The 22,974-nt window shown below is 66.7% G+C and carries 22 protein-coding genes; 6 read left to right on the forward strand and 16 right to left on the reverse strand.

Annotation, left to right across the window (positions count from 1 at the left end; translation table 11 throughout):
* Window positions 1–245 precede the first annotated feature (245 nt).
* Window positions 246–554 (reverse strand): antibiotic biosynthesis monooxygenase family protein, encoded by a 309-nt coding sequence (locus ABT392_RS22270; protein ID WP_334277438.1) that lies wholly within the window; start codon window positions 552–554, stop codon window positions 246–248.
* 146 nt (window positions 555–700) lie between these two features.
* On the opposite strand from ABT392_RS22270, the gene ABT392_RS22275 reads away from it, so the two are divergent.
* Window positions 701–1,267 carry a hypothetical protein gene (locus tag ABT392_RS22275; protein WP_334277437.1) on the forward strand — a complete coding sequence of 189 codons (567 nt, stop codon included), beginning with the start codon at window positions 701–703 and terminating at the stop codon, window positions 1,265–1,267.
* Between the two features lie 137 nt (window positions 1,268–1,404).
* Window positions 1,405–3,405 carry an OPT family oligopeptide transporter gene (locus ABT392_RS22280; protein ID WP_395384484.1) on the forward strand — a complete coding sequence of 667 codons (2,001 nt, stop codon included), beginning with the start codon at window positions 1,405–1,407 and terminating at the stop codon, window positions 3,403–3,405.
* Here the strand turns inward: ABT392_RS22280 and ABT392_RS22285 are convergent.
* The gene (locus ABT392_RS22285) at window positions 3,381–4,208 is read right to left on the reverse strand and encodes an alpha/beta fold hydrolase (protein ID WP_395384483.1); all 828 of its coding nucleotides are present in this window, start codon (window positions 4,206–4,208) and stop codon (window positions 3,381–3,383) included. The two genes, ABT392_RS22280 and ABT392_RS22285, sit on opposite strands and share 25 nt — an antisense overlap.
* A 103-nt stretch (window positions 4,209–4,311) precedes the next feature.
* On the opposite strand from ABT392_RS22285, the gene ABT392_RS22290 reads away from it, so the two are divergent.
* Both ABT392_RS22290 and ABT392_RS22295 read left to right on the forward strand, forming a co-directional pair.
* Window positions 4,312–5,457: an NAD-dependent epimerase/dehydratase family protein gene (locus tag ABT392_RS22290; RefSeq protein WP_395384482.1), complete on the forward strand. Its 1,146-nt coding sequence runs from the start codon at window positions 4,312–4,314 to the stop codon at window positions 5,455–5,457.
* A gap of 3 nt (window positions 5,458–5,460) precedes the next feature.
* Window positions 5,461–6,513 (forward strand): serine hydrolase domain-containing protein, encoded by a 1,053-nt coding sequence (locus tag ABT392_RS22295; RefSeq protein WP_334277433.1) that lies wholly within the window; start codon window positions 5,461–5,463, stop codon window positions 6,511–6,513.
* Between the two features lie 23 nt (window positions 6,514–6,536).
* On the opposite strand, the gene ABT392_RS22300 is transcribed toward ABT392_RS22295, so the two are convergent.
* From ABT392_RS22300 to ABT392_RS22335, 8 genes are read right to left on the reverse strand one after another with little or no spacing between them, the layout of a single operon-like run.
* Window positions 6,537–6,761 (reverse strand): formate dehydrogenase subunit delta, encoded by a 225-nt coding sequence (locus ABT392_RS22300; protein ID WP_334277432.1) that lies wholly within the window; start codon window positions 6,759–6,761, stop codon window positions 6,537–6,539.
* On the reverse strand, window positions 6,751–7,617 hold the full coding sequence (fdhD, locus tag ABT392_RS22305; protein WP_395384481.1) for a formate dehydrogenase accessory sulfurtransferase FdhD: 867 nt from the start codon (window positions 7,615–7,617) through the stop codon (window positions 6,751–6,753). Before fdhD ends, ABT392_RS22300 begins: the two co-directional genes overlap by 11 nt.
* Window positions 7,618–7,621: 4 nt before the next feature.
* Window positions 7,622–10,510, reverse strand: a complete 2,889-nt coding sequence (gene fdhF / locus ABT392_RS22310) for a formate dehydrogenase subunit alpha (RefSeq protein ID WP_395384480.1) — start codon at window positions 10,508–10,510, stop codon at window positions 7,622–7,624.
* Between the two features lie 20 nt (window positions 10,511–10,530).
* Window positions 10,531–12,087 carry a formate dehydrogenase beta subunit gene (locus ABT392_RS22315; protein WP_395384479.1) on the reverse strand — a complete coding sequence of 519 codons (1,557 nt, stop codon included), beginning with the start codon at window positions 12,085–12,087 and terminating at the stop codon, window positions 10,531–10,533.
* On the reverse strand, window positions 12,084–12,554 hold the full coding sequence (locus ABT392_RS22320; RefSeq protein ID WP_395384478.1) for a formate dehydrogenase subunit gamma: 471 nt from the start codon (window positions 12,552–12,554) through the stop codon (window positions 12,084–12,086). The genes ABT392_RS22315 and ABT392_RS22320 overlap by 4 nt, the downstream gene beginning before the upstream one ends.
* Window positions 12,555–12,579: 25 nt before the next feature.
* Complete coding sequence (locus tag ABT392_RS22325) at window positions 12,580–13,371, reverse strand: alpha/beta fold hydrolase (RefSeq protein WP_395384477.1); 792 nt, start codon at window positions 13,369–13,371, stop codon at window positions 12,580–12,582.
* Window positions 13,372–13,376: 5 nt separating this feature from the next.
* A complete protein-coding gene (locus ABT392_RS22330; RefSeq protein ID WP_395384476.1) occupies window positions 13,377–13,769 on the reverse strand; it encodes a VOC family protein in 393 nt (130 codons plus the stop codon).
* A gap of 11 nt (window positions 13,770–13,780) precedes the next feature.
* Entirely contained in the window at window positions 13,781–14,734 is a 954-nt protein-coding gene (locus tag ABT392_RS22335) for a TerB family tellurite resistance protein (RefSeq protein ID WP_395384475.1), read from the reverse strand.
* 100 nt (window positions 14,735–14,834) lie between these two features.
* Here ABT392_RS22335 and ABT392_RS22340 point away from each other — a divergent pair, with 100 nt between their 5' ends.
* Window positions 14,835–15,629, forward strand: a complete 795-nt coding sequence (locus ABT392_RS22340; protein ID WP_334277424.1) for an enoyl-CoA hydratase-related protein — start codon at window positions 14,835–14,837, stop codon at window positions 15,627–15,629.
* A complete protein-coding gene (locus tag ABT392_RS22345; protein WP_395384474.1) occupies window positions 15,626–17,128 on the forward strand; it encodes a 3-hydroxyacyl-CoA dehydrogenase in 1,503 nt (500 codons plus the stop codon). The genes ABT392_RS22340 and ABT392_RS22345 overlap by 4 nt, the downstream gene beginning before the upstream one ends.
* On the opposite strand, the gene ABT392_RS22350 is transcribed toward ABT392_RS22345, so the two are convergent.
* The 6 genes from ABT392_RS22350 to ABT392_RS22375 form a co-directional block, all read right to left on the reverse strand.
* Complete coding sequence (locus ABT392_RS22350; RefSeq protein ID WP_395384473.1) at window positions 17,094–17,807, reverse strand: hypothetical protein; 714 nt, start codon at window positions 17,805–17,807, stop codon at window positions 17,094–17,096. The genes ABT392_RS22345 and ABT392_RS22350 overlap by 35 nt on opposite strands.
* Entirely contained in the window at window positions 17,800–18,984 is a 1,185-nt protein-coding gene (gene pobA, locus ABT392_RS22355; RefSeq protein ID WP_395384472.1) for a 4-hydroxybenzoate 3-monooxygenase, read from the reverse strand. Before pobA ends, ABT392_RS22350 begins: the two co-directional genes overlap by 8 nt.
* A gap of 52 nt (window positions 18,985–19,036) precedes the next feature.
* A complete protein-coding gene (locus ABT392_RS22360; protein ID WP_334277420.1) occupies window positions 19,037–19,870 on the reverse strand; it encodes an IclR family transcriptional regulator domain-containing protein in 834 nt (277 codons plus the stop codon).
* A 405-nt stretch (window positions 19,871–20,275) separates the two neighbouring features.
* A complete protein-coding gene (gene pcaF / locus ABT392_RS22365) occupies window positions 20,276–21,478 on the reverse strand; it encodes a 3-oxoadipyl-CoA thiolase (RefSeq protein WP_395384471.1) in 1,203 nt (400 codons plus the stop codon).
* Between the two features lie 29 nt (window positions 21,479–21,507).
* A complete protein-coding gene (locus tag ABT392_RS22370; RefSeq protein ID WP_395384470.1) occupies window positions 21,508–22,140 on the reverse strand; it encodes a 3-oxoacid CoA-transferase subunit B in 633 nt (210 codons plus the stop codon).
* Window positions 22,137–22,811 (reverse strand): 3-oxoacid CoA-transferase subunit A, encoded by a 675-nt coding sequence (locus tag ABT392_RS22375; protein WP_464970867.1) that lies wholly within the window; start codon window positions 22,809–22,811, stop codon window positions 22,137–22,139. Before ABT392_RS22375 ends, ABT392_RS22370 begins: the two co-directional genes overlap by 4 nt.
* Between the last annotated feature and the right edge of the window lie 163 nt (window positions 22,812–22,974).

The raw sequence follows: 22,974 nt of genomic DNA on the forward strand, positions 1-22,974 counted from the left end.
CGGCGCCGACCTTACAGCTCAGGCCAGCAGCGTCAGCAGCAAGGCGGCGCCGACGGCCAGCACGGCCACCGCCAGCGTGCTCAGCAGCGGGGCAGCGCGGCGCAGCGAGGGAGTGAGAGCGAGGTGCATGGCGGGCGACATCACGGGATGAATGAGCTGATTCTGCTCAGACCTCGCGCCGCCTGCCATTGCTGGCCTGTAAAGAATCTTTCCTAGGGGGGGTATTGACCAGACCGGGCCCCGGTTCAGGGCGTCGATTGCGGGGCTGAGGCCTCGAAATGTTCCACCTTGGGCGGCTCGGCGAAGAAGGGCCCCACGATGGCGCGCCACTGGGCGAACAAGGGGCCGCCGCGGAAGTCCACCGTGTGGTTTTCCAGCGTCGCCCATTCGATCAGGAGCAGGAAACGCTCGGGCGACTCGATGCCGCGCTGCAGCTGGTAACGCAGAAAGCCGGGGCTTTGCGAAATCACCGTGGCCACGCCCTGGCGAATGGCGGCTTCGAACGGGGCCTGCTGGCCGGGCAGGATGCGGATGTCGGCGACTTCAAGAATCATGGCGGACTCGGGCAAGAGGGAAATGAAGGCAGATGCTAGCGCGCTGCCGATGGCGTGTTGCGAGGCGCGCTGCGCCGAATGTCGGAATTGACGTCGCGCCAGTAGCGGCGCATCCTGACTGCTCGGATGGTTGCCAGGAGCACATCATGGGCATTGCACGCAATGGGGCTGACGGCGTCGCTTTCGTTCTGCTCGTTCTTGCGTCCACGCCGGGCCTGGCGGCCGGCACCGGCGTCTTCGTCAACGGCAGCGAACTCAAACCCGAAACCCTGCGCGCCCTGCAGCAGGCTTATCCGGTGGCAATAGCCGCCGGGCGCTACTGGTACGACGCTCAGTCCGGAGCCTGGGGCCTGGAAGGCCAGCCGATCGCCGGCCAGATGCTGCCCGGCCTGGCCCTGGGTGGTGCGCTGAAGACCGATGCCTCCAAGGGCAGCTCGGGTGTCTTCCTGAATGGCCGCCAGCTCACCGTGGGCGAGAAGACCTATCTGGAAATGCTCTGCCAGACCCCGGTGCTGCCGGCCCGCTATTGGGTGACGGCGCAAGGCATGGGCGGCTACGAGGGCGGCCCGCCCAGCTTCAACCTGGCGCAATGCCCGGGGCTGGCCAGGGGCAACGGCAATGGTGGCGCCCGTTCCAGCTCGCGCACCTATTGCGACGCCAATGGCAACTGCACCAGCACCGGCGTGCTGGGAACCATCACCACCGGCCGCTGAAGCCGCGCGCGGCCCCGGGCATCTACCAAGTCACAATGCGCGCCGAGTCCCGATGATGCGGGACGCGCGCGCATCGACCATGCGCGCCTCACAAGACCAACCTCCAGCAAGGCCTGCCCGTGACCACAAGCCACACCATGCCCGATCGTCCCAGCGAGCTGACCGTACGCGGCCTGCTTCTGGGCATCGTCATCACCTTCATCTTCACCGCTGCCAACGTCTATTTCGGCCTCAAGGCCGGCCTGACCTTCGCCACCTCGATCCCGGCTGCCGTGATCTCGATGGCCTTGCTGAGCCGCTTCAGGAACACCACGATCGAAGAGAACAACATCGTGCAGACGGTCGCATCCAGCGCCGGCGCGATCTCCTCGGTGATCTTCGTGCTGCCGGGCCTGATCATGGTCGGCTGGTGGAACGGCTTCCCGTACTGGACCACGATGACGATCTGCGCACTCGGTGGCGTGCTGGGCGTGATGTACTCGATCCCGCTGCGCCGCGCACTGGTGACCGATTCCGACCTGCCCTATCCGGAAGGCGTGGCCTGCGCCGAGGTGCTCAAGGTCGGCTTCCAGGAAGCCGATGCCGGCCAGGCCGCTGAAGAGAACCGCAAGGGGCTGATGGCCATCCTGACCGGCGCTGTGGTCTCCGCCGGCTTCAGCCTGGTGATCGCCTCGCAGTTGTTCGCGGCTGAAGTGCAGCGCTTCTTCCGCCTCGGCGAGGGCGGCCGTGGCGGCGCCACCGGCTACACCTTTGCGCTGTCGTTCGCGCTGTTGGCCGTGGGCCACCTGGTGGGCCTGTGGGTAGGTATCGCCTCGCTTTTGGGTGCCGCGATTGCCTGGGTCGTCGCTGTTCCCTACTTCTCGGGCCTCCAGGACGCCGCCAGCAATGGCGCCATCCCTGAGGCCGCCAAGCTGGCGGTCACGGTGTGGAAGGAAAAGGTTCGCTATATCGGCGCCGGCGCCATCGGCGTGGCCGCGATCTGGACCCTGATCAAGCTGGCCCAGCCGGTCACCGCCGGCCTGCGTGCGGCCATGGCCGCTTCCCGCAAGCGCAAGGCTGGCCAGGGCGCCAGTCTGCCGCGCACCGAACAGGACATTCCCATCGGCTGGGTGGCTGCCATCACCGCGGTCTGCATGCTGCCGATCGGCTTCATCCTGGCCCAGTTCGCCCAAGGTGCCGGCCTGGGTGAGCAGGTCGGCCTGCTGGTGATCGGTGGCGTCGCCTATGTGGCGCTGATGAGCTTCTTCGTCTCGGCCGTCTGCGGCTACATGGCCGGCCTGGTCGGCTCGTCGAACAGCCCGCTGTCGGGCGTCGGCATCCTGGTCGTCATCGGCATCTCGCTCCTGCTGGTGTCGGTGATCAAGCCGCTGGTGCCTGCCTCGCTGCATCCGGCGCTGGTGGCCTTTGCGCTGTTCGTCACTGCCGTGGTGATTGCCGTGGCCGTGATCGCCAACGACAACATGCAGGACCTGAAGACCGGCCAACTGGTGGACGCCACGCCCTGGCGCCAGCAGGTGGCGCTGGTCATCGGCGTTGTGGCCGGCGCGCTGGTGATCCCGCCGGTGCTGGACCTCCTGAACCAGGCTTATGGATTCACCGGCGCTCCCGGTGCCGACCCCGCCAAGGCGCTGGCCGCACCGCAGGCCGCCTTGATCTCGGCACTGGCCAAGGGCGTGATCCAGGGCGACCTGAACTGGAACCTGATCGGCATCGGCGCCCTGATCGGCGTGGTGATGATCGTGGTCGACGCCTTGCTGCGCAAGAACGTCAAGGGCGCCAGCATGCCGCCGTTGGCCGTGGGCCTGGGCATCTACCTGCCGACCTCGACCACGCTGATGATCAGCATCGGCGCCATCGTCGGCCACATCTACGAACGCCGCGCCGAGCGCAGCGCCAAGCCTGAGTTCAGCAAGCAGCTGGGTGTGCTGCTGGCCTCCGGCATGATCGTCGGCGAAGGCCTGCTGGGCGTGATCATCGCGGCCCTGGTGGTGTTCTCCGGCCAGGACTTCCCCTTGGGGCTGGTCGGCGGCGAGTTCACCGAACACTATGGTGTCTGGCTGGGCGGCGTCGGCTTCGCTGCCGTGGTGTTCGTGGTCTACCGCTGGATCCTGCGTCAGGGCGAAGTGGCCAAAGGCTGAACGGCCAGGAAGTCGGCTATCGCCTCCACCACCTGCTGCGGGGCGCTGACATGCGGCAGGTGCCCGGCGGCCTCGATCAGGGCCAGCCGGGCGTGCGGGATCTTGTCCAGCATGTACTCGGCCACGGACAGGGGCACGGCTGCATCCTCGTGGGCCTGAATCAGCAGCGTCGGCTGGCGCAGCTGCGCCAGGTCGGCGCGATGGTCTGACTGGAAGATCGCGCACAGCGTCGTCAGCGCGTCCTCGGGGGGAATGCTCTTGATCGAATCGGCCAGGCGCAGCGCCAGTGCCGGACGGTCCGGGTTGCCCATCATCACTGGCGCGAAGGCCTCGGCCCATTGCTCGTAGTTCAGGGTCACGGCACGGTAGAGCGCGTTCAGGTCGGCGTCGCTGAACCCGCCCACATAACCAGGGGCGTCGAGGTAGCGTGGCGAAGCGCCGATGAGCACCAGCCGCCGGACCAAGGCTGGCTGCCGCAGGGCGGCCAGAGCGCAGATCATCGCGCCGGCCGAATGCCCGATCAGGGTGGCGCCCTGCAGGTCGAGGGCAGCGCCGATCGCTACCAGGTCTTCGGCATAGGCCCGCAGGTTCAGGTAGCGATGGCGCTGCGCGCCGAGCCCTGCCCCGGCGCCACAGCCGGCATTGTTGAGCAGCACCAGCCGGTGGCTGGACTCGAAGGCCTGAGCCACCGCTTGCCAGGCCTGCTGGCTGGTGCCGAAGCCATGGACGAATACCAGCGTGTCCGGCGCGTCGAGGCGCCCGATGATGCGAACCTGGTGGCGTTCGAGCAAGGGCGGCGGCATGGATGAACCTTCGCTGGCGGGCCTGACCTTCAGCCGGCCTTGTGGTCGCGGCTATGCTTTGTCGGTCCTGATTTTGTTCCCGCGATGACCTGGAGTATTCGACATGCGTCAAGTTTTTCTGCATCGAGAACAGGGCGCCGGCTTGCCGCGTCGCGACCTGCTGGCCGCTGGCCTGGCTGCCATGGCCAGTGCTGGCCTGAGCACTGAGGCCGGCGCGGCACCACGCCCACTCAACATCCTGATCCTCGGTGGCACCGGCTTCACCGGCCCGCACCAGGTGCGCTATGCGCTGTCGCGCGGCCACAAGGTCACCTTGTTCAACCGCGGCCGCCGTCCGAAGGAATGGCCGGCCGCGGTGGAAGAGCTGACCGGCGATCGCGACGTCAACAACTACGAATCCCTGAAGGGCCGGCAATGGGATGTCTGCATCGACAACCCGACCAGCGTGCCCTTCTGGGTGCGTGATGCCGCCGCGGTGCTCAAGGGCAACGTCAAGCACTACATCTTCATCTCCACGGTCTCGGTCTACGAGAGCAATGGCAAGCCCGGCGAAGACGAGACCGGCGCCCGCGCCGTCTACAAGGGCGCCGACGCGATGAAGGAAACCACGGCCGACCTGCGCAAGAACATGGCGCTCTACGGCCCCTTGAAGGCGCTGAGCGAAGACGAGGCGCACAAGCATTTTGCGGGCATGACCACGGTGATCCGCCCCGGCCTGATCGTCGGCCCGGGTGACGAGACCGACCGCTTCAGCTACTGGCCCCACCGCCTGCAGCGCGGCGGCAAGACCCTGGTCCCGCCGCTGCAGGACCCGGTCAAGTTCATCGATGGCCGTGACCTCGCCGAATGGGCGATTCGCATGGCCGAGCAACGCACGTTCGGTGACTTCAACGCCTTTGGTCCGGCCGGCGAGATGAGCATGGGCGCCATGCTCAAGGGCATCAACGAGGCGGTGGGCAACAAGGCCCAGTTCGTCGAGGCCTCCGAGAAGTTTCTCGAGGAGAACAAGGTCGGCGCCTGGATGGACCTGCCGGTCTGGGTGCCCGGCGGCGGCGAGACCGCCGGCTTTCACCGCCGCAGCAATGCGCGTGCGGTGAAGGCGGGCCTCACTTTCCGCAGAGTGGGCCAGACGACGACCGACTACCTTGCCTGGTGGGCCACGCTGGACGAGAAGCGGCGCAACGGCCCGCTGCGTGCCGGCCTGAAGCCGGAGCGCGAGGCCGAGCTGTTGGCCAAGCTCGGGGCCTGAGCGATGAAGAGGCGGCATGCAGCGCTGCTGACGCTTGCACTGTTGCTGCCCTCGTCATTCGCCCGCGCCGATGCGTTCCAGCGCATCACGCCCGACGCTGCCGGCTACTCCAAGGAGAAGCTGGCGGCGCTGCCCGAGTTCCTGGGGAAGTCCGGCTCCGAATCGCTCCTGCTCCTGCACGATGGCAAGGTCTTCTTCGAATGGGGCGACATCAGAAGGAAGCGGCTTGTGCATTCAATGCGCAAGGCCTTGCTGAGCAGCCTGATCGGCATCGCCGAATCGCGCGGGCAAATCGAGCTGGATGCCACGCTCGAGCAGCTTGGCATCGATGACGACACGCCACTGAGTGCCGCCGAGAAGAAGGCCCGTGTCGTCGACCTCCTGGCCTCGCGTTCCGGCGTCTATCTGCCGGCAGCCGCCGAGTCTGCCGGCATGGCGGCCGGGAGGCCCGCCCGCCACAGTGCTGCGCCTGGTGAGCGTTATTACTACAACAACTGGGATTTCAACGTCGCTGGCTTCCTGTTCGAGAAAGCCAGTGGCCGGCGCATCTACGACGCATTCCGGAGCGATATCGCTGAACCCCTGGGCATGCTGGACTACCAGGGCAAGGTCGGTGAACGAGAGCAGCCCGAGGTCGATGGCTTCTACCAGCTGGAACCCGATCGCTCACGCTACCGGGCCTATCACCTGCGCCTCTCGGCACACGACCTTGCGCTCTATGGCCAGCTGTGGCTGCAGCGCGGGCAGTGGCAGGGCCGCCAACTGATTCCCGCGAGCTGGGTGGACCGCAGCACGCAGCCGATCTCCATCATCGAGCCGCGCTGGGGTTTGGCCTACGGGCTCTTGTGGGACGTGCTGGTGCCTGAGCCGGGGAACGAGCGCCCCTCGTTCTTCCACACCGGCGCCGGCGTGCACATGCTCGGCGTCTATCCCAGGCATGGCCTGGTGATGGTGCATCGCGTCGATACCGAACGCGAGGACTATCGCTTCAATGACGGCGACCTGGTTCAGCTGATCCGGCTCGTGCACGGGGCGCGGCTGCCGCGCCGGCCCTGAGCACGCAAGGGTCGGCGCTCGGCTCAGCCCAGCATCGCGCGGTGCCGCCCCAGGGCCTCCAGCACCAGGGGCATGAGGCCGCTGTCGGCTGTTGCGTCGACATGGGCGAGCAGCTCGCGCCGCATCCGCGGGTCCCAGAATTTCTTGAGGTGGTTGGCAATGCCGTCCAGCGCCTCCTGGTGGTCGGGCATGGCGGCAAAGAAGCTGCCGATCTGGTTGGCCATCGAGACCAGTTTGTCAATTTGCATGGCTTGGATTCTGCTCGTCCTGCAGGGCCAGGCGCTCGGCGTGGCAATAGACCACCAGGTCTTGCTCGCGGGCGAAGCCGACCAGGGTCATGCCGGCCCGCTCGGCCGTGGCCACGGCGAATGAGGTGGGGGCTGAAACGGCCGCCAGCAGCGGCACGCCGGCAAAGGCGGCCTTCTGCACCATCTCGAAACTCGCGCGGCTGGTGATGGCGATGAAGCCTTGGCGCACATCGACCCGATCCCGGACGAGCGCGCCGATCAGCTTGTCCAGTGCGTTGTGGCGGCCCACGTCTTCGCGCAGCCATTGCACCTCACCGCGGGTTGTGCACCAGGCGGCCGCGTGCACGGCGCCGGTGACCTGCTGCAAGGCCTGCTGCTCGTTGAGCTGGGCCATGGCGCGGGCAATGGCGCCCCGGCTCAGGGGATGACCGGCCTGAAGTGGCGGCAGCTCGCGCGCCACTTGCGCCAGGCTCTCGGTGCCGCAAAGGCCGCAGCCGGTGCGGCCGGCCATGCTGCGGCGGCGCTCCTTCAATCGGGCGAAGGCTTCGCTGGCAATTTCGCAGTGCAGCGTGATGCCGAGTTCGGACGCTTCTTCTTCGACCGAGTAGAGCTGCTCCGCGCCTTGCAGAAGACCTTCGGTGAGAGAGAAGCCCAGGGCGAAGTCTTCCAGGTCCAGCGGCGTGGCCAGCATCACCGCATGCGAGACGCCATTGAACTCCAGCGCCACCGGCACTTCCTCGGCCACCCAGTCCTGCTGCTCGAAGCTCAGGCCCGCGCGCACGCCGCGCACCGGCAAGGAGCGTGCGCCTTGACAGGCTTCGACCGCGACCGCGGGCCGCTTTGCTCTCAAGGGCATGGCTTCAATCCCCGGCCGCCGAAGCTTCTGCACGTGCGTCCAGAAGATCCTGCTGCTCCCTCACGAAGCGCTGGTTCTCAATTTGCCAGGCCGACAGATGCCCCGGCTGCTGCACCGGCATCACCTGCACCGCCGTCACCTTGTACTCGGGGCAGTTGGTTGCCCAGTCGGAGTTTTCGGTCGTGACCACATTGGCGCCCGACTCCGGGAAATGAAAGGTGGTGTAGACCACGCCCGGCTGCATGCGCTCGGTGATGGTGGCGCGCAGCACCGTCTCGCCGGCGCGGCTCCTGATGCTGACCCAGTCGTCGTTCTTGATGCCGCGCTCTTCGGCGTCGTGCGGATGCAGTTCCAGCCGGTCTTCGCTGTGCCAGCGATTGTTCTCGGTGCGGCGGGTCTGCGCGCCGACGTTGTACTGGCTCAGGATGCGGCCGGTGGTCAGCAGCAGCGGGAACTTGCGCGTGACCTTTTCATCGGTGGGCAGGTACTGCGTGATGAAGAAGCGGCCCTTGCCCCGCACGAAACGGTCCACATGCATGATGGCCGTGCCGGCTTCAGCGGTGCTGTCGTTGCAAGGCCATTGCACGCTGCCAAAGCGTTCGATCTTCTCGTAGCTGACACCGCTGAAGCTGGGCGTCAGCGCGGCGATCTCGGCCATGATTTCCTGCGGGTTCTGGTAGGCCATCGGGTAGCCCAGCGCATTCGCAAGGCGCACCGTCACTTCCCAATCGGCCAGGCCGGCCAGCGGCGGCATGACCTTGCGAACGCGCGAGATGCGGCGTTCGGCATTGGTGAAGGTGCCGTCCTTCTCCAGGAACGAGGAACCCGGCAGGAAGACATGCGCGTACTTGGCGGTCTCGTTCAGGAAGATGTCCTGCACGACCACGCATTCCATCGCCCGCATCGCGGCCGACACATGCTGGGTGTTGGGGTCGGACTGCACGATGTCCTCGCCCTGGCAGTACAGGCCCTTGAAGCTGCCGGCGATGGCCGCGTCGAACATGTTCGGAATCCGCAGGCCCGGCTCCGGGTTGATCTCCACGCCCCAGGCCGCCTCGAAGCTGGCGCGCACGGTGCTGTCCGACACATGGCGGTAGCCCGGCAGCTCATGCGGGAAGCTGCCCATGTCGCAGCTGCCCTGCACATTGTTCTGGCCGCGCAGCGGGTTCACGCCCACGCCTTCGCGGCCGATATTGCCGGTGGCCATGGCGAGGTTGGCGATGCCCATCACCATGGTCGAACCCTGGCTGTGCTCGGTGACGCCCAGGCCGTAATAGATGGCTGCATTGCCACCCGTTGCATAGAGCCGTGCGGCAGCGCGCAGCTCTGCCGCTGGTACGCCGGAAGCGTCTTGCAGCGCCTCGGGGGAGTTTTCCGGCTTGGCCACGAACGCGCGCCAGTCGGCGAAGGACTTGGCATCGCAACGCTCGGCGACAAACGCCTCAGCCACCAGCCCTTCGGTGACGATGACATGCGCCATCGCCGTGATCACCGCCACGTTGGTGCCGGGGCGCAATTGCAGATGGTGCTCGGCCTGGATGTGGGGCGAGCGGACGATGTCGATGCGGCGCGGATCGACCACGATCAGCCGGGCGCCGGCGCGCAGTCGCCTCTTCATGCGCGAGGCGAACACCGGATGGCCGTCGGTCGGGTTTGCGCCGATCACCATGATCACGTCGGCCTTGTCGACCGACTCGAAGGTCTGCGTGCCGGCCGAGGTGCCGAGCGTCTGGCCCAGGCCATAGCCGGTCGGTGAATGGCAGACGCGGGCGCAGGTGTCGACATTGTTGTTGCCGAAGGCCGCGCGTATCAGCTTCTGCACCAGATAGGTTTCTTCGTTGGTGCAGCGCGAGGAGGTGATGCCGCCGATGGCATCCTTGCCGTACTTGGCCTGGAGGCGGCGGAACTCGCTGGCCGCATGCGTGAGCGCCGCTCTCCAGCTCACCTCCTGCCACGGGTCGTCGATCGACGCGCGGATCATCGGCCTGGTGATGCGGTCTGCATGGGTGGCATAGCCCCAGGCGAAGCGACCCTTCACGCAGCTGTGGCCCTCGTTGGCCTTGCCGTCCTTCCAGGGCACCATGCGCACGACTTGCGTGCCCTTCATCTCGGCCTTGAAGCTGCAGCCCACGCCGCAATAGGCGCAGGTGGTGATGACGCTGTGCTCGGGTTGGCCGAGCTCGATGACCGTCTTCTCCTGCAGCGTGGCGGTCGGGCAGGCCTGCACGCAGGCGCCGCAGCTGACGCATTCGGATTCCATGAAGGGCTGGTCCTGGCCTGGTGACACGCGCGCCTCGAAGCCGCGGCCCGAGATCGTCAAGGCGAAGGTGCCTTGGGTCTCTTCACAGGCGCGCACACAGCGGTTGCAGACGATGCACTTGCTGGGGTCGTAGGTGAAATAGGGGTTGGATTCGTCTTTCGCAGCATCGCAGTGATGCGCACCCGCAGCCTCGCCCACGCCGTAGCGAACATTGCGCAGGCCCACGACGCCGGCCTGCGTCTGCAATTCGCAGTCGCCATTGGCCGAGCAGGTCAGGCAGTCCAGCGGATGGTCGGAGATGTAGAGCTCCATCACGCCCTTGCGCAGCGCTTGCAGCTTCGGGCTTTGCGTGCGCACCTTCATGCCCGCTTCGGCCGGCGTCGTGCAGGAGGCGGGGTAGCCCTTGCGGCCTTCGATTTCGACCAGGCAGAGCCGGCAGGAACCGAAGGGTTCCAGACTGTCGGTCGCGCAGAGCTTGGGTACCTGGATGCCCGCATCGATGGCCGCGCGCATCAGCGAGGTGCCCTTGGGCACGGCCACTTCGAAGCCGTCGATCTCCAGCTTCACGGTGTCGGTGGATTCACGGCGGGGTGTGCCGTGGTCGATGTCGGCTTGTTTCACGGAATCGAGCATGTTCTTTTTCCTGGCCGCCTTCAAGTGCGCGCCGGCGCCGCCAGGCCGAAGTCCTGCGGATAGTGATCGAGGGCCGACAGCACGGGGAAGGGCGTCATGCCGCCCATGGCGCACAGCGAGCCGTGGGTCATGGTGTCGCAAAGGTCGCGCAGGAGCGCGACCTGCTGCTCGCGGTTCTGGTTGTTGCGGATCCGGTCGATCACCTCGACGCCGCGCGTGGACCCGATCCGGCAGGGCGTGCACTTGCCGCACGACTCGATGGCGCAGAACTCCATCGCATAGCGGGCCAGCTTGGCCATGTCTGCGGTGTCGTCGTGCACCACGACGCCGCCATGGCCCAGCACGGCGCCGACCGCGGCATAGGCTTCATAGTCCAGCGGCAGGTCCCATTGCGATTCAGGCACATAGCTGCCCAGCGGGCCGCCCACCTGCACCGCCTTGATGGGGCGGCCACTGGCCGAGCCACCGCCGAAGTCGAACAGCAGCTCGCGCAGGCTCAGGCCAAAGGCCTTCTCGACCAGGCCGCCACGCAAGATGTTGCCGGCCAGCTGGAAGGGCAGGGTGCCGCGCGAACGGCCGACGCCGAAGTCCCGGTAGAAGGCGGCGCCGCGCGACAGCACCAGCGGCACGGCGGCAAAGCTCAGCACGTTGTTGATGACCGTGGGCAGGCCGAACAGGCCTTCGATGGCGGGCAGCGGTGGCTTGGCCCGCACCACGCCGCGCTTGCCTTCGATGCTTTCCAGCATCGCCGTTTCCTCGCCACACACATAGGAACCCGCGCCCTTGCGAACCTGCAACGTGAAGGCGCGGCCACTGCCGCAGACGCTCTCGCCGAGGAAGCCGGCCTTCGTGGCCCGAGCAATCGCCTCGTTCATCACGGCAATCGCATGCGGGTATTCGGAGCGGATGTAGACATAGCCCCGGGTGGCGCCGACGGCCAGGCCCGCGATGGCCATGCCTTCGATCAGCATGAAGGGGTCGCCTTCCATCGCCATGCGGTCGGCGTAGCTGCCGGAGTCGCCTTCGTCGGCATTGCAGACCACGTACTTCTGCGGGCCTTCAGCGGCCAGCACCGTCTTCCACTTGATGCCGGTCGGGAAGGCGGCGCCGCCGCGGCCGCGCAGGCCGGAATCGAGCACCTGCTGGACGATGGCTGCGCCATCCAGCGCCAGGGCCGCGCGCAGGCCGGCCCAGCCTTCCATCGCTTCGTAGTCGGCCAGCGAGAGCGGATCTGTCACGCCCATGCGGCGGAAGTTCAGCCGCTCCTGCTTGGCGAGAAAGGGGATCTGTTCGGTGAGTCCCTGGCAGAGCGGATGGGCGCGGCCATGCAGCAGCCCGGCGTCCAGCAGCGAAGGCACATCCTCTGCGATGACTGGGCCATAGGCCACGCGGCCGGCGGGCGTTTCCACCTCCACCATCGTCTCCAGCCAGAACAGGCCGCGCGAACCATTGCGAACGATCTCGACGGCAAGGCCGTTGCGCGCGCATTCGGCTTGCAGCGCAGCGGCCACCTCGTCGGCCCCCACGGCCAGCGCTGCGGAATCCTGCGGCACGTAGACACGGACGGGCGCGCTCATCGCAGGCCCTCCAGCTTCGCGATCAACTGGTCGAACCGCTGGGGCGTCACCCGGGCATGCATCTGATCGTCGATCTGCAAGGCCGGTGACGAAGCACACAGCCCCAGGCAGTACACCGGCTCCAGCGTCACCGCGCCGTCAGCCCGCGTTTGGTGGGCCGCGCAGCCCAGCACCTGCTCGGCATGCGCCAGCAAGGCATCCGCGCCGCTCGACTGGCAGGCCTCGGCCCGGCAGACCTGCACCACATGCCGGCCTGGCGGCGTGCTGCGGAAGAAATGGTAGTAGCTGATCACGCCATGCACCTCGGCGCGCGACAGATTCAGATGCTCGGCCAGCAGCGGCACGGCGGCCGGCGGCACATGGCCCAGGCGCTCCTGGATCGCATGCAAGAGCGGCAGCAGGGCGCCTTCCTGCAGCGGCTGCTCGGCGAGCACTTCACGCACCTGGCTTTCTATCGAGGAACTCATGGGGCAGGACTTTGTTCAGCGCCAATCAGCGCAATTCGGAAAAGAAGGCGGCCGTGCTGGCGATCACCCGTTCGGGCTGATCGCGCTGCGGTGAATGCCTGCATTGTTCCAGGGCCAGCAGCCGGGTGGTGGAATGCATGCGCTGGATTGCATGGATTTGTTCCAGCGTCGCGTACTCATCGTCCACGCCCTGGATGGCCAGCACCGGGCAGGCGAGATGGTCGCGAAGGTCCGACTCGATATTCCACTGCCCCTCGAAGCCGGGCCGCAGCCAGGCATCGTTCCAGCCGTAGAAGGCCGAATCGGTATCCCGGTGATGTCGCGCCAGCGCCGCGCGCAAGGGGCTGCGTTCCTGCTCGTAGGCCTGCTTGGCGGCGCGCAGGCCGATGATGGTGATGGGTTCGACAAAGAGATGCGGCGCCATCGCCACCAGCGCGCGAATCCGCTGCGGGAAGTAGGCGGCGAACAGCAGCGCCAGGCTGGCGCCATCGCTGTGGCCGAACAGCAGCAGGGGCTCGTCTTGCAAGCCGAGCGAGTCGAAGAACGCGGGCAGCAGATGCCGCGCCTGCTCCTGCAGATAGTCCTGCGGCCAGGGCTCAGTGCGTGGGCTGCTCTTGCCATAGCCGGGCCGCGAGAACACGAGGCCCCGGCAGTTCGCCGCATCGCAAAGCCGCTGCGGAAAATCCTTCCACTGCGACAGCGAACCCAGGCCCTCGTGCAGGAAGACGATCAGCGGGCGCTGCCGTTCCTCATTGATCCATTGCGCCTCGATCTGGATTGCAGTGCCGGGCAGCGTTTGCAGAAAGGGATCGGACATGGCCATCAAGCTGGCGGTTGCCGCGCGTAACTGACAGTCAGCATTTCCCACTGATGGCCGTCCGGCACATTCCAATAGACCATGCTGCCGCCGTAGTCGTGGTTGATCTGCATGTCCATGGGGCCGCGCACATTGCTGCGGTAAGGGATGCCGGCCGCCTGCAAGCGCGCCAGGATGGCGTCGAACTTTGCCTGATCGACGCGGAAGCAGAAGTGATAGATCTCGAAGGCTTCATCGGTGTCGATGAAGTCCAGCGTCAGGCCGTCGTTGACGAACACTGGCGCGAACGGGCCTATGCCTGTGGGCGACCAAGGCACGTCCAGCAGTTCAGCCAGCTGCTTCGCAGCGGCCACCTTGTCTCGTGATGGGACGATGGCGTGGTCGAGTTGGATGCTCATGGCCTGATTCCTCAAGGCTTGCGCAGCTTCTTGAGCTTGTCCAGTGCGATGCCGGCCGCGTCCAGGGATCGATCAGCCAGCTGGCCCAGCGCCGAGCCGGAAGCCTGCAGCCCCCGCTCGGCCTGCTTCTTCAAGCTGGTGGCGAGCTCCTTGACGGCAGGCTTCTCGGCCAGGTCCTGAACGGCTTGCTTGCTGGTTTGCGCGGCATTGCCGGCGGTCTCCAAGGCGGTGTCCAGGGCCTTGTCGAACTTGCTCTTGCCGATGTCGGTGAACACCGCCGTCACGGCTTGCAGCGCAGCTTCCTCGCGCGCATCGATCTGGCCGTCGGCCTCGGTCACCGTCTTCAGGAAAGCGAGCAGGTCGCGGGTCATGGCCGCGTAGTTGCAGTCCGGGCTGCCCTTGATGAAGGTGGCCAGTTGGGCGGCGACCTCCTCGATCTGGAACGCGGCCAGACGAGGCTCGATCAGGGCCAGCGCTTCGCCGACGAAGGCCGGGTTGTAGCCCCAGTCCTGGGTCAGATGCCTGTGGATGGCATCGCGCTCGGAGGCCGAAACTTCGCCATCTGCATCCGCCAGCTTCAAGGCCAGCGGTGCCATCAGGTCGAAAAGGCTCAGGGCCAGCAGGTCGATCGGTGTGTTGATGAACTTCGGAATCACGATGACGCGATCTTCGGTCGCGCCATTGAGCACCCGCATCACGCCCCACCAGGCGCCGCCGGACAGCGCCGCGCCCGCCAGCACCCAGCCAAGCGGCGTGCTCGCCGCGCCCAGAGCCAGCAGGCCCGTCTTGGTGAGCGCTGCGCCAGCACCGGCTGCGCCAACCAGGTCCCAGTACTTGCGCGCTGCATTGACGTTGCGCAACGAGGCGTAGGCGTTCTCGCCGATGGCCAGCCGCGCCTTGAAGCGCAGCGGCTCCAGCACCAGCGCATCTATGCCTTCGAATCTGGGCCTTTGCTCTGTGTTCATCGTCCCCTTGCCCGGCTGTGCGCCGACCTCTCCATGTTTGCCGGCGAGTTTGCCACGGTGCCCGGCTGCGATACTTCGCGCACTGACCAGGAGCCCCACTGTGGACACATTGCACATCGCCGTCGACGCGCGCGGCGTGGCCCATCTGACGATGACGCGCCCGGAGGTGTTCAACGCCTTCAACGAAACCATGATCGGCGAGATGGCGCAGGCCATGGGTCACCTCGTGGCCGACCCCAAGGTGCGCGTGATCGTGCTGGCCGGCGCCGGCAAGGCCTTCAGCGCCGGCGCCGACATCGCCTGGATGAAGCGCGCCGCGGCTGCTTCGCATGAAGACAACCTGGCCGACGCGCGCCGCTTTGCCGGGATGCTGTCAGCGATTGCCGAGTCCCCGAAGCCGGTGCTGGCGCGCGTGCAGGGCCTGGCGCTGGGCGGCGGCGTGGGCCTGGTCGCGGCCTGCGATATTGCAGTTGCCGCAGACGACGCCAAGTTCGCGGTCAGCGAGGCGCGTTTCGGCATCCTGCCCGCCGTGATCGGCCCCTATGTGATCAACGCCGTCGGGCCACGCCAGGCGCGTCGGCTCGCGCTGACGGCCAGCCGCATCGGTGCCGAGCCTGCCTTGCAGATGGGCCTGGTGCATGAGGTCGTGCCAGGTGACGAGCTCGATGTGGCGCTGGAGCGCTGGATCCACGAGCTCTTGCAGAACGGCCCGCAGGCGCAGGGCGAGATCAAGAAGCTGTTCGCGCAATTGGAAGTCGGCCCGGTGACGGCCGAGGTGCGCGAGCTGACGGCGCAGACGATTGCCCGCGTGCGCATGGGCGATGAAGCCCGCGAGGGCTTTGCGGCCTTCACCGGCAAGCGCTCGGCGGCATGGATTCCAGGAGACAAGACGTGAGTGAAAACAGGATTCAGGAAGGCGCCCTGATCGGTGTCGTCGGCGCCGGTGTAATGGGCGCAGGCATTGCTCAGGTGGCCGCCCAGGCCGGGCATCCGGTGCGCCTGCTCGACGTGCGCGAAGGCGCTGCAGCTGCGGCGATTGCGCAGACGGCCAAGGGCCTGGACGGCCTCGTGGCCAAGGGCCGCATGACGGCCGAGGAACGCGACGCGGTGATCGCTCGCATCCAGCCCGCCATCGCCACGGCCGAGCTGGCTGATGCAGCGCTGGTGATCGAGGTCATTGTCGAGAAGCTCGAGCCCAAGCAGGCACTCCTGCGCGAGCTCGACGGCTTGCTGGCGCCGGCGGCCATCATTGCCTCCAACACGTCTTCCATCAGCGTCACGGCGCTGGCCAATGGCATGGCGAATCCGCAGCGCCTGGTGGGCATGCACTTCTTCAACCCGGTGCCGCTGATGAAGCTGGTGGAAGTGGTGTCGGGTGCCGAGACCGAGCCGGCCTTTGCCGATGCGATCTTTGATCTGTCCAGGCGTTGGGGCAAGACGCCGGTGCATGCCAGGTCCACGCCGGGCTTCATCGTCAACCGGATTGCGCGGCCGTATTACGCCGAGACGCTGGCCTTGCTGCTGGAGCAGGCCGCCGAGCCCGCGCATCTGGATCGCGCCCTGCGCGGCGCGGGGTTCCGCATGGGACCTTGCGAGCTGATGGACCTGATCGGGCACGACACCAACTTCCTGGTCACGCAGTCGGTGTTCGAGGCGAACTTTGGCGACAAGCGCTATCAGCCCTCGCTGGTGCAGCGCGCGCTGGTGGACGGCGGTCGGCTGGGCCGCAAGGTCGGCAAGGGCTTCTATGTCGGCACGCCGGCGGCTGCCGCAAGCGTGCCGGCGCCCGCCGGTGATGTGCCGCACGCGCTGACCTTGTGCGGCCGCGGGGGCTTGGTCGATACGCTGGCCGGCTGGCTCACTCACAAGGGACTGGTGTTTTCGCGCGGCGAGTCTGCGGACTGGTGTGGCCTGCAAATCGGCGAGCTGCAGCTGCACCTGAGCAGCGGCGTCAGCGCAGCGCAGTTGGCCCATGATCGTCAGCATCCGGCGCTGGCGGTGATCGACTGGCCGGTCGCGCCGGATCGCTGCGATGCGCTGGCCTTGTCGCTTGCGCCCAAGCTGTCGGCTGCGCATCAAGCCCAGGCGGAAGATCTGCTCCTGCACCTGGGCTGGCAGCCGCTCGTGGTGCGCGATGCACCGGGCCTGGTGGTGGCGCGCACGGTGGCGATGCTGGTCAACGAAGGGGCCGATGCCGTCTGGCAGGGCGTTTGCGACGAGGCCGGTGCAGACACGGCGATGAAGCTCGGCGTCAATTACCCGGCCGGGCCGTTTGAATGGCTGGCTCTGCTGGGCGCCAGCACGGTGGCCGAAACGCTGGATGGCTTGTTCGCCGCCTATCGCAGCGAGCGCTACCGGATCAGCCCGTTGCTGCAGCAGCGGCGTTGGGCTTGACCAAGGCGATCTCGAACTCCACGACGATCTCATCTGACACGGCCAACAAACCACCCAAGAGGCTGAAGGGCTGCAAGCCGAAATCGGTTTGACGCAGGACCAGCGAGCCGCTGACTGTCAGTCGGCGCTCTTGCTCGTTCACCCGCAAGACCAGCCATTGCTGTCGACGCTGGCCGTGGAGCTCGATCTCGACCAGGGCCGCCAGGCGCGGCGCTTCGCCGACCAGCTTCACGGAGCGCAGGCGCAGGAGCGGGTAGACCGTGGCCTGCAGCCCTCGCTCGCCCAGCATGTTGGCTCGCGTGCCCTGGATCGCGTCAGCGTCCAGCGGCTTGGCGAAAGCACCGCCCAGTTCGGCGCGCAGGGTCGGGTCGTCGACCAGCAGCTTGTCGAGCTGCAAGTCCATCTGCAGCCGCGCTGAACTCAAGCCGGTTTCGCCTAGAAAGGCGCGCGCATCAAAGTCGGTCGCGCTCAGCACATGGTTGTGACCGAGGCGGGCCGCTGCACCGGCGCTAAAGATGTAGGCGCGCAGCTTGGAGGCTTGCTTGTCGATGCCCAGTGGCTGCTCACCGGCTTGGACTTGCAGCGCTTCCCAGCTGGCGAGCGGGACAGTGGATACCGGCGGTGTTGCACAACCGGCCAGGGCCAGCGCCAGAGCGATGAAGGAGCGACGCTTAAGCATCGAGCGCCAGGCCCACATAGTTTTCCGCCAGTGATGTCTGGGCTGCTGTGGAGCTGAACAGATAGTCGAGCTCGGCCTGCTGCAGCCTGTGGTCGAAGCTGCCCTGGTCCGGGAAGCTGTGCAGCAGCCGCGTCATTGCCCAGGAAAAGCGCTCGGCCCGCCAGACCCGCTGCAGCGCGCGCGCCGAATAGTGGTTGAGCGCGATGCTGCTGTGTTCGCGGTAGTGCTCGATCAGGCCCTGAGCAAGATAGCGCACGTCAGAAGCCGCGAGGTTCAGGCCCTTGGCGCCGGTGGGCGGCACGATGTGCGCCGCGTCGCCGGCCAGGAAGAGCCGGCCGAAGCGCATCGGCTCAGCCACGAAGCTGCGCAGCGGCGCAATGCTCTTCTCCAGCGCTACGGCCGGTTGCAGCGCGGCGGCGGAGACCGGATCGAGCCGCATGCGCAGCTCGGCCCAGAACAGCTCGTCGCTCCATTGATTCAGCGAGTCGGTCAGGCAGCATTGGATGTAGCAGCGGCTGCGTGTCCTGCTGCGCATGCTGCACAAGGCAAAGCCTCGCGGATGCTGGGCATAGACCAGCTCGGGTGCCACGGGTGGCGTGTCTGCCAGCACGCCCAGCCAGCCGAAGGGATAGGTGCGCTCGAAGGTCTTGAAGGCGTCGGGCGCAATGCTGTGGCGCGACACGCCATGGAAGCCGTCGCAGCCGGCGATGTAGTCGCAATGCAGCACCTCGGGCTTGCCGTTGCGCAGATAGCTGACCCAGGGCTTGCCGCCGCTCTCGAAGTCGTGCAGCGCCACGCCGGCGGCTTCGTAGTGCGTGCTCAAGCCGGCCGCGGCGCGCGCGGCCATCAGGTCGCGGGTGATCTCGGTCTGGCCATAGACGGTGACCGAACGGCCGCCGGTCAGGCTCGACAGGGCGATGTGCTGGCGTTCGCCGTTGAAGGCGATATAGATGCCGTCATGCACCAGGCCTTCCTGGTGCAGCCGGTCAGCCACGCCGGCTTCTTCCAGCAGATCGACCGTGCCTTGCTCCAGGATGCCGGCGCGCACCCGGGCCAGCACATGCTCGTCGCTGCGCTGTTCAAGAATGACGTTGTGGATGCCGGCTCGGCTCAGCAACTGGCCCAGCAACAGGCCCGAAGGCCCGGCGCCGATGATGGCGACCTGGGTGGATTGCATGAGGCGGGTCTCCTGAGGTGAAGGCCCGCCTGACTGTCATTGCGCTGCGGACTTACAGCAGCATGCGCAAATGCGCCTGGGCCTGCAAGAGGGGAGGCAGGCAAAGTTCAACCATCTGTTCCATGCTCATGCGCGAGGCATGGACGCACAGCGTCATGGCGGCCACCACATCGCCGCGGTAGTTCTTCAGCGGCACGGCCAGCGTGCGCAGGCCCAGCTCCAGCTCCTGATCGATCACGGCGTAGCCGAGCGAACGGGCACGGGCGATCTCGATGCGCAGGCGCTCGGGATGGACGATGGTGTGGGCGGTGAGCGGCTTGAAGTCCTGCTTGGCGATCCAGGCGTCGACTTCGGCTTGCGGCAGGGCGGCGAGCAGCACGCGGCCGATGCCGGAGCAATGCGCCGGCACGCGGGCGCCGGGTTGCAGCGTCGGCGAGACCACACGGCCGGCACTGGCGGCCGAGATGCAGATCACGTCGTTGCCGTCCAGGACACCGGCCGAGCTGGCTTCCTTCAGGGCGTAGGCCAGCTTGTGCAGCTCAGGCTCGACGATGCGCGGCAGCCGGGCCGAATGCATGTAGCTCTGACCCAGGCGCAGCACGCGCGGGGTCAGGGCAAACATCTTGCGGTCCTGCGACACGAAACCCAGATGGGTCAGCGTCAGCAGGTAGCGGCGCGCGGCCGCACGGGTCAGGCCGGTACGAGCGGCAACCTCACTGATGGTGAGTCGGGGGCGTTCCTGATCGAAGGCTTCGATCACGGCCAGGCCTTTTTCAAGGCCGGCCACCAGGTCACGCTTGAGCGGCGTGGTGCCTTGCGTGGCCTCGGCTTCGGTCGCCGGCAAAGGCGTGGAACTCAGGTCGTCAAAGGCGCGAGCTGCAGACATCGAAAACTGAATGTGCGATTAACGCCCAAAACTGCGGGGCGCAAGCAGGTCAGCCGGCGACTATAGGGATGGACAACCGCTTTGTCCGCTCATTGACACCATCCCTGAATCGCCAATCGCACGAAACCGCACCATCCTGGGGAATTGGAGCAAATACTGGCGAAAGAACTTGGAAAAAGTGCTTTCGATGTGCTCATTGCGGCGAATGCGAACGGCAGCGCGTCGGTTTGAACCGCTTCATGTGCGCTGCACAGGCCAATCTGGATCCAGTATCCCACCGGCAACATCAATTGGTCTGACGACAACCTGAACAGGGGTATGCCAAACGTGTTGGTATTGCGCATGTTTTCTTATGGAATCCGTCCCGAAATCAAGGGACGGCCGGGCGCATTTCGCCCTGCGTGCTCATACGCGCTCGAGCACCAGTGCTATGCCCTGGCCGACGCCGATGCACATGGTGCACAAGGCATAGCGGCCGCCGCTGCGGTGCAACTGATTGACGGCCGTCGTGACCAAGCGTGCGCCACTTGCGCCGAGCGGATGTCCCAGCGCTATGGCGCCGCCGTTCGGATTGACCCGAGCGTCGTCGTCTGCAAGGCCCAGGTCGCGCAGCACGGCCAGGCCTTGCGCGGCGAACGCTTCGTTCAGCTCGATCAGGTCGATCTGGTTCAGGGAGAGGCCGGCAAGCGCCAGCACCTTGCGCGTGGCAGGCGCCGGCCCCATGCCCATGATGCGCGGCGCCACGCCGGCCGTGGCCATGGCCAGCACGCGGGCGCGCGGCGTCAGGCCGTGGCGGGCGGCGCTGGCCTCGTTGGCCAGCAAGAGGGCGCAGGCGCCGTCATTGACGCCGGAGGCATTGCCGGCGGTGATCGTGCCGTCTGGGCGCACGATGGGCTTGAGCTTGGCCAAGGCCTCCAGGCTGGTGGCACGCGGGTGCTCGTCGCGGTCCACGACCAGGGCTTCGCCCTTCTTCTGGACAATGCTGACCGGCGTGATCTCGGCGCTGAAGAAACCTGCCTCCTGTGCCGCCACGGCCTTTTGCTGGCTGGCCAGGGCCATGCGGTCCTGCGCCTCGCGGGAGATGCCGAAGTCGCCAGCCACGTTCTCGGCCGTCTCAGGCATCGAGTCGACGCCGTACTGCTCCTTCATCAATTTGTTGATGAAGCGCCAGCCAATCGTCGTGTCGTAGATCGCGTTGCTGCGCGAGAAGGCGCTGTCGGCTTTGGGCATGACGAAGGGGGCACGGCTCATGCTCTCTACGCCGCCGGCAATCATCAGCCCGGCTTCGCCGGCACGGATGGCGCGCGCCGCCGAGCCCACGGCGTCCAGGCCGGAGCCGCAGAGGCGGTTGATCGTCATGCCCGGTGCACTGACGGGCAGGCCAGCCAGCAGTGCGGACATGCGGGCGACATTGCGGTTGTCCTCGCCGGCCTGGTTGGCGCAGCCGAACAGCACATCGTCCAGCGCTTCCCAATCGACGCCGGGGTTGCGGACCATCAAGGCGCGCAGCGGGATGGCGCCCAGGTCGTCGGCGCGCACCGAAGACAGTGCGCCGCCGTAGCGGCCGAAAGGTGTGCGCTGCGCGTCGCAGATGAAGGCGTGGTTCATGGTGAGGCTCCTGGTTTGTTTCTGTGCAATCAATGGAGAGGCAGGCCGAGCAGGCCTTGCAGCGTGGATACGTCCAGGCCTTCGCAGCAGTCCAGCAGGCGCAGGCCGGCGGGTGTGATTTCGAGGACGGCCAGGTCCGAGTAGATTCGCGCAACGCAGCGGGCGGCCGTCAGCGGATAGCTGCATTCGCTCACCAGCTTCGGCTTTCCCTCGCGGTCCAGCAAGTCCATCATCACGAAGACCTGCTTGGCGCCCAAGGCCAGGTCCATCGCGCCACCGACAGCGGGAATTGCGTCCGCTGCACCCGTGTGCCAGTTGGCCAGGTCGCCACGGACCGAAACCTGGAAAGCGCCCAGCACGCACAGGTCCAGATGACCGCCGCGCATCATGGCAAAGCTGTCGGCTTGATGGAAAAACGAGCCACCAGGTTTCAAGGTCACCGGCTGCTTGCCGGCATTGATCAGCTCGGCGTCCTCGAAGCCAGCGGCGGGCGGCGGGCCCATGCCGAGGAGGCCGTTCTCGCTGTGGAGGATGATCTCGCGCCCGGCGGGCAGATGCGCGGCGACCAGCGTCGGCAGCCCGATGCCCAGGTTGACCACGGCGCCCTCGGGAATGTCGCGGGCCAGGCGGCTGGCCATCTCATCGCGGCTCCAACGCTTCATGCGGCGGCCTCCGGCATGTGAACGAGCCGCTGGACATGAATGCCTGGCGTGATCACCGTCTCGGGGTCGATCTCGCCCAGCTCGACGAACTCGCGCACCGCGGCAACCGTGATGCGCGCCGCCGCCGCCATCACCGGCCCGAAGTTGCGGGCCGTCTTGCGATAGCAGAGATTGCCCCAGCGATCGCCGCGCTGCGCCTGCACCAGCGCGTAGTCGGCATGGATCGGGTACTCCAGCACCTGCATGCGGCCGGCGATCTCGCGCTGCTCCTTGCCGCGCGCCAGCTCGGTGCCGGCGCCGGTTGGCGTGAAGAAGGCGCCGATCCCGGCCCCGGCCGCGCGGATTCGCTCGGCCAGATTGCCTTGCGGCACCAGCTCCAGCTCGATCTGGCCGGCGCGGTAAAGGCGGTCGAAATGGTGCGAATCGGCCTGGCGCGGGAAGGAGCAGATGATCTTGCGCACGCGCCCTGCAGCCAGCAGCGCTGCAAGCCCGACATCGCCATTGCCGGCGTTGTTGCTGATCACGGTCAGTTCGCGCGCCCCCTGTGCCAGCAAGGCATCGATCAGCGCCACCGGCTGACCGGCCGACCCAAAGCCGCCGACCATCACGGCGGCGCCGTCCGGCACGTCGGCCAGGGCGGCATCAGCGGACTCGCGCAACTTGTTGATCATCAAGGGCTTGGGGTTGAAAGTTCACTAATAGAACTGAGGTTCATTAATGGAACCTGGTCTCGAGTATCCGTCCATGCGGCTTGCGATGCACGTGACAATATGCACGGCAATTTGTCCGCATGTCCCAGACTCTGTGTCAAGCTGTCAGCCTGTCTCAAGGTAG

Origin of the sequence: Paucibacter sp. JuS9, assembly GCF_044043925.2 — a bacterium.
In the GTDB taxonomy this organism is placed as follows: domain Bacteria; phylum Pseudomonadota; class Gammaproteobacteria; order Burkholderiales; family Burkholderiaceae_C; genus JAUASW01.

Bases quoted from the DNA above. Each gene is read 5' to 3' on its own strand.
- ABT392_RS22330 (WP_395384476.1), bottom strand. From the start codon at position 13,769: ATGAGCATCCAACTCGACCACGCCATCGTCCCATCACGAGACAAGGTG.
- ABT392_RS22275 (WP_334277437.1), top strand. From the start codon at position 701: ATGGGCATTGCACGCAATGGGGCTGACGGCGTCGCTTTCGTTCTGCTC.
- fdhF (WP_395384480.1), bottom strand. From the start codon at position 10,510: ATGCTCGATTCCGTGAAACAAGCCGACATCGACCACGGCACACCCCGC.
- pcaF (WP_395384471.1), bottom strand. From the start codon at position 21,478: ATGAACCACGCCTTCATCTGCGACGCGCAGCGCACACCTTTCGGCCGC.
- ABT392_RS22335 (WP_395384475.1), bottom strand. From the start codon at position 14,734: ATGAACACAGAGCAAAGGCCCAGATTCGAAGGCATAGATGCGCTGGTG.
- ABT392_RS22280 (WP_395384484.1), top strand. From the start codon at position 1,405: ATGCCCGATCGTCCCAGCGAGCTGACCGTACGCGGCCTGCTTCTGGGC.
- ABT392_RS22315 (WP_395384479.1), bottom strand. From the start codon at position 12,087: ATGAGCGCGCCCGTCCGTGTCTACGTGCCGCAGGATTCCGCAGCGCTG.
- ABT392_RS22375 (WP_464970867.1), bottom strand. From the start codon at position 22,811: ATGATCAACAAGTTGCGCGAGTCCGCTGATGCCGCCCTGGCCGACGTG.
- ABT392_RS22295 (WP_334277433.1), top strand. From the start codon at position 5,461: ATGAAGAGGCGGCATGCAGCGCTGCTGACGCTTGCACTGTTGCTGCCC.
- pobA (WP_395384472.1), bottom strand. From the start codon at position 18,984: ATGCAATCCACCCAGGTCGCCATCATCGGCGCCGGGCCTTCGGGCCTG.
- ABT392_RS22350 (WP_395384473.1), bottom strand. From the start codon at position 17,807: ATGCTTAAGCGTCGCTCCTTCATCGCTCTGGCGCTGGCCCTGGCCGGT.
- ABT392_RS22270 (WP_334277438.1), bottom strand. From the start codon at position 554: ATGATTCTTGAAGTCGCCGACATCCGCATCCTGCCCGGCCAGCAGGCC.
- ABT392_RS22300 (WP_334277432.1), bottom strand. From the start codon at position 6,761: ATGCAAATTGACAAACTGGTCTCGATGGCCAACCAGATCGGCAGCTTC.
- ABT392_RS22360 (WP_334277420.1), bottom strand. From the start codon at position 19,870: ATGTCTGCAGCTCGCGCCTTTGACGACCTGAGTTCCACGCCTTTGCCG.
- ABT392_RS22285 (WP_395384483.1), bottom strand. From the start codon at position 4,208: ATGCCGCCGCCCTTGCTCGAACGCCACCAGGTTCGCATCATCGGGCGC.
- ABT392_RS22370 (WP_395384470.1), bottom strand. From the start codon at position 22,140: ATGAAGCGTTGGAGCCGCGATGAGATGGCCAGCCGCCTGGCCCGCGAC.
- ABT392_RS22290 (WP_395384482.1), top strand. From the start codon at position 4,312: ATGCGTCAAGTTTTTCTGCATCGAGAACAGGGCGCCGGCTTGCCGCGT.
- ABT392_RS22325 (WP_395384477.1), bottom strand. From the start codon at position 13,371: ATGTCCGATCCCTTTCTGCAAACGCTGCCCGGCACTGCAATCCAGATC.
- fdhD (WP_395384481.1), bottom strand. From the start codon at position 7,617: ATGCCCTTGAGAGCAAAGCGGCCCGCGGTCGCGGTCGAAGCCTGTCAA.
- ABT392_RS22320 (WP_395384478.1), bottom strand. From the start codon at position 12,554: ATGAGTTCCTCGATAGAAAGCCAGGTGCGTGAAGTGCTCGCCGAGCAG.